Annotated in this window: 8 protein-coding genes, 1 pseudogene and 1 riboswitch; all 9 genes and pseudogenes read left to right on the top strand. The window is 69.2% G+C overall.

All coding sequences use genetic code 11. The annotated features are described in order from the left end of the window. Positions 1-146 precede the first annotated feature (146 nt). Positions 147-707, top strand: coding sequence for a TetR/AcrR family transcriptional regulator (locus tag ACESY8_RS12195; protein WP_054339519.1), 561 nt, complete (start codon positions 147-149; stop codon positions 705-707). A 71-nt stretch (positions 708-778) separates the two neighbouring features. Further along, a complete protein-coding gene (locus tag ACESY8_RS12190) occupies positions 779-1,180 on the top strand; it encodes a hypothetical protein (RefSeq protein ID WP_054339518.1) in 402 nt (133 codons plus the stop codon). A gap of 49 nt (positions 1,181-1,229) precedes the next feature. After that, positions 1,230-1,413: riboswitch (cobalamin riboswitch) on the top strand. A 92-nt stretch (positions 1,414-1,505) separates the two neighbouring features. Further along, positions 1,506-2,642, top strand: a complete 1,137-nt coding sequence (gene cbiD / locus ACESY8_RS12185; protein WP_498794750.1) for a cobalt-precorrin-5B (C(1))-methyltransferase CbiD — start codon at positions 1,506-1,508, stop codon at positions 2,640-2,642. 12 nt (positions 2,643-2,654) lie between these two features. After that, positions 2,655-3,410, top strand: a complete 756-nt coding sequence (cobM, locus tag ACESY8_RS12180; RefSeq protein WP_054339516.1) for a precorrin-4 C(11)-methyltransferase — start codon at positions 2,655-2,657, stop codon at positions 3,408-3,410. Beyond that, a pseudogene (locus tag ACESY8_RS12175) lies at positions 3,407-4,015 on the top strand (cobalt-precorrin 5A hydrolase); the annotation flags it as partial. The gene cobM and the pseudogene ACESY8_RS12175, both read left to right, overlap by 4 nt. A 114-nt stretch (positions 4,016-4,129) precedes the next feature. Further along, positions 4,130-4,867 (top strand): precorrin-3B C(17)-methyltransferase, encoded by a 738-nt coding sequence (gene cobJ, locus ACESY8_RS12170; RefSeq protein ID WP_009260205.1) that lies wholly within the window; start codon positions 4,130-4,132, stop codon positions 4,865-4,867. Between the two features lie 54 nt (positions 4,868-4,921). Next, the gene (gene cobK / locus ACESY8_RS12165) at positions 4,922-5,668 is read left to right on the top strand and encodes a precorrin-6A reductase (protein WP_054339514.1); all 747 of its coding nucleotides are present in this window, start codon (positions 4,922-4,924) and stop codon (positions 5,666-5,668) included. After that, positions 5,665-6,858, top strand: coding sequence for a precorrin-6y C5,15-methyltransferase (decarboxylating) subunit CbiE (cbiE, locus tag ACESY8_RS12160; RefSeq protein ID WP_434307759.1), 1,194 nt, complete (start codon positions 5,665-5,667; stop codon positions 6,856-6,858). The genes cobK and cbiE overlap by 4 nt, the downstream gene beginning before the upstream one ends. Then, positions 6,855-7,552: nucleotide-binding protein (locus tag ACESY8_RS12155; protein WP_498794749.1), on the top strand; the 698-nt coding region annotated here is incomplete at its 3' end. The genes cbiE and ACESY8_RS12155, both read left to right, overlap by 4 nt.

The following is a 7,552-nucleotide window of genomic DNA, read 5'->3' as shown; positions in this document are numbered from 1 at the left end:
CTTTTTATGCAACAGCAGGGCGGCCTGGCGCCGGGCCGCCGCATCTTTTCATGGCACGCCCTGTGCGCATGAAGTTTTATACCGTTGACAAACGGGCGTGATCTGTTAAAATGAACAAGGTTCAGAATGGGGGGAGGCGTGTGCGCATGAATACCGTGGTCACCTCCCGGCAGGCGCTTCTGGCGGCCAGCCGGACGGTCGCCCGGCGGCAGGGGCTGGACGGGCTGAGCATCCGCGCGGTGGCGGCCGAGGCCCGGGTCTCCGTGGGCTCGGTCTACAACTATTTTTCCGGCAAGACGGAGCTGCTGGCCGCAACGGTGGAGGAGATCTGGATGCAGATTCTGTCCGCGCCGGAGGGGGAGGCGCCCCGGGACGGCTTTGCGGCCTACGTCCACTGGCTGTTCCACCGCATTCAGAGCGGGGCCGGGGAATACCCGGGCTTTTTCCAGGGACATGCGGCGGGCTTCCTGCCCGAGGGGCGGAGCGCGGGCCGGCGAACCATGGAGGAGGCCCTCGGGCGCGTCCGCCAGACGCTGCTGGAGGCGCTGGAGGCGGACTGTGCGGTGCGGCCGTCCGCCTTTGATGCTTCCTTTTCCAGGGAGCAGCTTGCCGCTTTCGTGCTGGACAGCCTGCTGGGGCAGATGAGCCGGGGCGCGGACAACTGTGAGGGGCTGGAGCAGGTGCTCCGCAGGCTGCTCTACCGCTGAGACGGGCGCGGGAACCCGCGCCCTGTTTTGCACATAAAATGAACAATGTTCATAATGAGGAGGAACTTACCATGGTAAAAAAAGAAACATTGCTTTTGCTGGCGGGGCTGGTGTGGGGGGCGGCAGGCTTCAACATCCTGCGCATCGGGCTGCTGGCTTACCCCGGACATGTAACCCTGTGGAATCTGGCGCTCTCTGCGCTGGTCTTCGGGCTGTTTCAGGGCATGGTGTTCGGAAGGCTGGTTCAGCGGCACACCGCGCGCATACGGGGGTATGGCTCGGAGCGGAAGTGGTTCTGGCAGTTTTTTGATGGGAAATCATTTTTGATCATGGTATTTATGATGGCCTTCGGCATCGGCCTGCGGGCCAGCGGACTGGCGCCGGAGGGCTTCATCGCCGTGTTCTACACCGGCCTGGGGGCCTCCCTGCTGACGGCGGGGCTCCGCTTTTTGCTGGCAGTTTCCCGCGGGTAATTTTGAAACCCTGCCTTTACTTTTTTCCCTCATACTGCTATAATGGCAGAGAATTCAATGCACATGCAGTTGCGGCGGTGCCGCAGAACGGGGAAGCCGGTGGAACTCCGGCGCAGTCTTACCTCTACTGTAAGCGCGGACGAAGGTGCACAAGCCATTGGCCCAGCGGGGCTGAGAAGGCGCGCCGGAGGAGGAAGCGCAAGCCAGGAGACCCGCTGCAGAGTGGCAGTTGCGTAGCTCTGAGGTGGAGAGGTGCGGTGTACCCTGGGATTAGGGCCCTCCTCAACCGCGAGGAGGGCCTTTTTGCGTCGAAAGGGGGACACACATGGGGAAATTGGAGCTCTATATCCCGGTGGGGCGGGAGCGGCTGCGCTGCGGCTATACCACCGGCACCTGCGCGGCGGCTGCTGCCGCCGGGGCCGCCGCCCTGCTGCTGGAGGGGGCGGCGCTGCCCGCCGTGCACATCGACACCCCGGCGGGGGTGCGGGTGGAGGCGGAGTTGCTGGAGCACGCCGCCGGGGAAGGCTGGGCCGCCTGCGCGGTGCGCAAGGACGGCGGCGACGATCCCGACGTGACCGACGGGGCGCTCATCTGCGCCCGGGTGGAGCGCAGCGCCGAGCCCGGGATTGTCATTGACGGCGGCCAGGGGGGGGGCCGGGTGACCCGGCCCGGTCTCGACCAGCCGGTGGGGGAGGCGGCCATCAACTCCACCCCCCGCCGCATGATCCAAGAGCAGCTGGAGGCCGCCGCGGCCCGGGCGGGCTACGCCGGCGGGCTGCGGGCGGTGATCTCCGTCCCCACGGGGGAGGCCCTGGCGGGGCGCACCTTCAACCCCCGGCTGGGCATCGAGGGGGGCATCTCCATCCTGGGCACCAGCGGCATCGTCCGCCCCATGAGCGAGGCCGCCCTGCTGGACTCCCTCTACCTGGAGATGGATCAGCAGAGGGCCGCCGGGGCGCGGGACATTGTGGTCACCCCCGGCAACTACGGCGAGGCCTTCGCCCGGGAGAAGCTGGGCCTCAGCCTGGCCCGCTGGTGCACATGCAGCAATTATATCGGCGCGGCCATCGACCACGCCGCCGGGGCGGGCTTCCGCTCGGTGCTGCTGGTGGGCCACCTGGGCAAGCTCATCAAGGTGTCCGCCGGGTGCATGAACACCCACTCCAAGGTGGCCGACGCCCGGCGGGAGACCCTGGCCGCCCACGCCGCCCTGGCGGGGGGAGACCGGGCGCTGGTAAAGGCCCTGTTTGACAGCCCCACCACCGACGCGGGGGTGGAGCTACTGAGGGGGGCCGGCCTGCTGGAGCCGGTGATGGACTCCATCGCCGGGGAGCTGGACGCTCAGCTCAAACGGCGGGCGGGGCCGGAGCTGGCCATCGAGGGCATTTTCTTCTCCAACCAGTACGGAATTTTAGGAAAGACACCCGGCGCGGAGGGCCTGCTGGCCCTCCACCGGGCATAGGAGGTTAAAACCATGGTACATTTTATCGGCGCGGGCCCCGGAGCGGAGGATCTGATCACGGTGCGGGGGGCGAAACTGCTGGGGGAGGCCGACGTGATCATCTACGCCGGCTCCCTGGTCAACCCCGCCCTGCTGAACTACAAGAAGGAGAGCTGCGCGGTGTACGACAGCGCGTCCATGACCCTGGAGCAGGTTATCGAGGTCATGAAGGACACCGAGGCCCGGGGCGGCATGACCGTCCGGCTCCACACCGGCGACCCCTCCCTCTACGGCGCCATCCGGGAGCAGATGGACGAGCTGGACAAGCTGGGCGTCGGCTACGACGTGACCCCCGGTGTGTCCTCCTTCTCCGGCGCGGCCGCCGCCCTTTGCGCGGAGTATACACTGCCCGAGGTATCACAGTCGGTTATCATCACCCGCATGGCGGGCCGCACCCCCGTGCCCGAGGGGGAGGAGCTGCGCAAGATGGCCTCCCACGGCTGCACCATGGTGCTGTTCCTGTCCACCGGCCTGCTGGAGGATGTGGAACAGGAGCTGGCGGCGGGGGGCTATGCCCCCGACACCCCGGCGGCCATCGTCTACAAGGCCACCTGGCCGGAGCAGCGGGTGTACCGCTGCACCGTCTCCACCCTGGCCAGGACCGCCCGGGAGAACCGGGTCACCAAGACGGCGCTGATTACAATCGGTCATTTCCTGGGGGATGATTACGAGCGGTCAAAGCTCTACGACCCCACCTTTACCCACGAGTTCCGGGAGGCCAGCAAGTGACCACAGCGGTCATCGCCTTTACCCGCCGGGGGGCGGCGCTGGGCCGCAGCCTGGCAGATGCCCTGGGGGGCACCCTCCACGTCCCGGCCCGCTTCGCCCCCGAGGCGGTGGCGGAGGCCTACTCCTCCCTGGAGGGGTGGACGGCCTGGGCCTGGGCGCGGGCGGATGCCCTGGTATTTGTGGGGGCGGCGGGGATCGCTGTGCGGGCCATCGCCCCCCATGTGCGGGACAAGTTTTCCGACCCCGCCGTGGTCAGTGTGGACGAGGCGGGGCGGTTTGTGGTCCCCCTCCTCTCCGGGCACGTGGGGGGCGCCAACGAGCTGGCCCGGAGGGTGGCCGCCCTCACCGGCGGACAGGCGGCGGTGTCCACCGCCACCGACGTCAACGGTCTGTTCGCCGTGGACGTGTGGGCCCGGGAGCGGGGCATGGCCATCACAGACCGGGTTCTGGCCAAGGAGGTGTCCGCCGCCCTGCTGGAGGGAAGGCCGGTGGGCTTTGCCAGTGACTTCGGCCACCCCTGCCCGGAGGGCCTCACCACAGGCCCGGCGGAGCTGGGGGTGTGGATCACCGACCGGACGGGGGAGGGACCCTTCCCCCGCACCCTGCGTCTGGTGCCCAGGAGCCTGATTCTGGGTATCGGCTGCCGCCGGCGGGCGGATTATCGTCCCCAAACAGGCAAACAACGGCGTCACCGCGGCGGTGGCGAGAAAGGATATGCTATGAAAGTAACGGTAATCGGGCTTGGCCCCGGCGGCGGCGCGGATCTCACCGGCCGCGCCCGGGCGGCCCTGGAGGCCTGCGACCTGATCGTGGGCTACACCGCCTACATCGATCTGGTGCGGGCGGATTTTCCCCAGAAGGAGACCCTGTCCACCGGCATGCGCCGGGAGGTAGACCGCTGCCGGGCGGCGGTGGAGGCCGCCCGCACCGGCAAGGACGTGGCGGTGGTGTGCTCCGGCGACTCCGGCGTGTACGGCATGGCGGGCCTCATCTACGAGGTGGCCCAGGAGTATGACCCCATCGAGATCGAGGTGGTGCCCGGCATCACCGCCGCCTGCGGCGGCGCGGCCGTGCTGGGCGCCCCCCTGACCCACGACTTCGCGGTGGTGTCCCTGTCCGATCTGCTCACCCCGTGGGAGAAGATTACGGCCCGGCTGACCGCCGCGGCCCAGGCGGACTTCGTGCTCTGCCTCTACAACCCCGCCAGCCACAGCCGGCCGGACTACCTCCAGCGGGCCTGCGACATCCTGCTCTCCGCCGGGAAAGATCCCGCCACCGTGTGCGGCACCGTCCGCAACATCGGCCGGGCGGGGGAGGAGGCGGCACTCCTCACCCTGGGCGAGCTGAGGGACACCCAGGTGGACATGTTCACCACCGTGTTCGTCGGCAACAGCCAGACCAAGGTGATCGGCGGAAAGATGGTGACCCCCCGGGGCTATCTCCAGCGGGGGGAATAAGGAAATACGCCCGGCGAAGGCGGGCCTGAAAACAGCACAGGGGGAGGAAGGCGCATGAATAAGGTATTGCTGTTCGGCGGCACCGGAGAGGGCCGGGCGCTGGCGGAGTGGATGGTGGCCCGGGGCATCCCACACACCGTCTGCGTGGCTACCGAGTACGGCGAGACCCTCCTCCCGGCCGGGGCGGAGGCCCATGTGGGCCGGATGGACAGCGGGGAGATGGAGGCGCTCATGGGGGCCGGGGGATACTCCCTGGCGGTGGACGCCACCCACCCCTACGCCGTGGAGGTGACGGAGCACATCCGGGCCGCGGCGGAGGCGGCGGGCCTGCCCGTCCTCCGGCTGGTGCGGCAGTCCGACGGCGGGGAGCTTTGCCGCAGGGCAAAGGACATGGCCGGGGCGGCGGACATGCTGGAGCAGATGCCCGGTCATGTGCTGCTCACCACCGGCAGCAAGGAGCTGCACCACTTTGCCCGCCCCGGACTGGCAGAGCGGTGCTATCCCCGGGTGCTGCCCATGGCGGACTCCCTGGAGCGGTGCCTGACCCTGGGCTTTCCCCCGAAAAACATCATCTGCATGCAGGGGCCGTTCTCCAGGGAGCTGAACGTGGCCCTGCTGCGGCAGTATCACATTCAGACCCTGGTGACCAAGGACACAGGGGGGTATGGCGGCTTCCGGGAAAAGGCGGAGGCCGCCCGGGAGGCGGGCTGCGCCCTGCTGGTGGTGGAGCGCCCCAGCCGGGAGACCGGCCTGACCCTGGAGGAAATTCAGAAGAAGCTTATGGAGGAGGAGAACGCATGAAGGTCTATCTCATCGGCGTAGGCATGGGCAACCCGGCCACCCTGACCGGCCAGGCCCTGGAGGCCATCGGGGACAGCCCGGTGCTGGTGGGCGCCCCCCGCCTGCTGGAGCCCTGGGGGGCGGAGCACGACTGCGTCCCCCTCATCGCCGCGGCGGACATCGCCGCGTACGTGGACAAGGCCCCCCGGGGGCCGGTGGGGGTGCTCCTCTCCGGCGACACCGGATTTTACAGCGGGGCCAAGGGGCTGTGGCCCCTGCTGGGGAACCACGAGGTGATCACCATCCCCGGTATCTCCTCCCTGTCCTACTTCTGCGCCAGGCTCCAGACCACCTGGCAGGACGCCAGGCTGGTCAGCGCCCACGGCCGCAGCCACAACGCGGTGGGGGAGATCCAGCGCAGCGCCAAGGTCTTCGCCCTTACCGGCGGGGCCACCAAGGCGGAGGACATCTGCCGGGCCCTGGCCGAGCGGGGGCTGGGACAGGTGCGCGTCTCCGTGGGCGAGCGGCTGAGCTACGCCGACGAGCGCATCGTCACCGGCACGGCGGCGGAACTGGCGGGGGAGACCTTTGCCGACCTCTCCGTCCTGCTGGCGGTCAACCCCGATCCGGTGGTGCGGCCGTGGAACGGCTCCGGCCTGCCCGACGGGGCCTTCCTCCGGGGGGACGTGCCCATGACCAAGGAGGAGGTGCGCGCGCTGGCCCTGTCCAAGCTTCGCTTGGAGGCGCACCATGTGGTGTGGGACGTGGGGGCGGGCACCGGCTCGGTGTCGGTGGAGTGCGCCCTCTCCTGTCCCGCCGGCCGGGTGTACGCCGTGGAGAAAAAGGAGGAGGCCCTGGCCCTGCTGGCGGAGAACAAGGCCCGCTTCCACGCCGCCAACCTGGAGGTGGTGGCGGGCACCGCGCCGGAGGCGCTGGAGGCGCTCCCCGCCCCCGACCGGGTCTTCCTGGGGGGCACCTCGGGCAGTCTGGAGGACATTTTGAACGTGATCTTCCGCAAGAACCCCGCCGCCCGGGTGGTGTGCACCGCCGTCACCCTGGAGACGGTGGGGGAGGCCGCCCGGTGCTTTGCCGGGCTGGAGGGGGCGGACATGGTGCAGGTGGCCGTCACCCGCACCCGGCCCGCCGGGCGCTACCACCTGATGGACGCCCAGAACCCGGTTTGGATCTTCTCCGGGGAGGGCCGGGCATGAGCGCGCCCCGTCTGCTCCTCTGCGCCCCCGCCAGCGGGGGCGGCAAGACCACCGTCACCTGCGCCCTTCTCCAGACCCTGGTCAACCGGGGGGCCGGGCCGGTGGCCTTCAAGTGCGGCCCGGACTATATCGACCCCATGTTTCACAGCGAGATCATCGGGGCCAAAAGCCGCAACCTGGATCTCTTCTTCCTGGGCCGGGACACCGCCCGCTACCTGCTGGAGAAAAACAGCCGGGGCAGCGGCTTGGCCCTCATCGAGGGGGTCATGGGCTACTATGACGGCATCGGCCTGAGCGCCGACGCCAGCGCCTATGACCTGGCCCGGGCCACCGGCACCCCGGCGGTGCTGGTGCTGGACGGCCGGGGGCGGGCCCTCACCGCCGCCGCCGCGGTGAAGGGAATGAGGGATTTCCGGCCGGACAGCGGCATCCGGGGCGTGATTCTCAACCGGGTGTCCCCCATGCTCTACCCCCGGCTCAAGGAGGCCATCGAGGGGGAGACCGGCGTAACCGTGTACGGCTATCTGCCCAATCTGCCCGGCTGCGCCCTGGAGAGCCGCCACCTGGGGCTGGTCACCGCCGCCGAGGTGGCGGGGCTGCGGGAGAAGCTCTCCGCCCTGGCCGCCCAGGCGGAGAAAAGCGTGGACATAGACGGCCTGCTGGCCCTGGCGGCCTCCGCCCCGGCGCTGGACGC

The organism is Clostridium sp. ATCC BAA-442, assembly GCF_964239415.1.
Lineage (GTDB): Bacteria > Bacillota > Clostridia > Oscillospirales > Oscillospiraceae > Flavonifractor > Flavonifractor plautii.
The sequence above is the reverse complement of the archived record's forward strand: the minus strand, read 5'-3'. Positions and strand labels throughout refer to the sequence as shown.

What these genes read in the sequence shown, in the direction of transcription:
- ACESY8_RS12195 (WP_054339519.1), top strand. Translation starts at nt 147, where the DNA reads ATGAATACCGTGGTCACCTCCCGGCAGGCGCTTCTGGCGGCCAGCCGG.
- ACESY8_RS12190 (WP_054339518.1), top strand. Translation starts at nt 779, where the DNA reads ATGGTAAAAAAAGAAACATTGCTTTTGCTGGCGGGGCTGGTGTGGGGG.
- cbiD (WP_498794750.1), top strand. Translation starts at nt 1,506, where the DNA reads ATGGGGAAATTGGAGCTCTATATCCCGGTGGGGCGGGAGCGGCTGCGC.
- cobM (WP_054339516.1), top strand. Translation starts at nt 2,655, where the DNA reads ATGGTACATTTTATCGGCGCGGGCCCCGGAGCGGAGGATCTGATCACG.
- cobJ (WP_009260205.1), top strand. Translation starts at nt 4,130, where the DNA reads ATGAAAGTAACGGTAATCGGGCTTGGCCCCGGCGGCGGCGCGGATCTC.
- cobK (WP_054339514.1), top strand. Translation starts at nt 4,922, where the DNA reads ATGAATAAGGTATTGCTGTTCGGCGGCACCGGAGAGGGCCGGGCGCTG.
- cbiE (WP_434307759.1), top strand. Translation starts at nt 5,665, where the DNA reads ATGAAGGTCTATCTCATCGGCGTAGGCATGGGCAACCCGGCCACCCTG.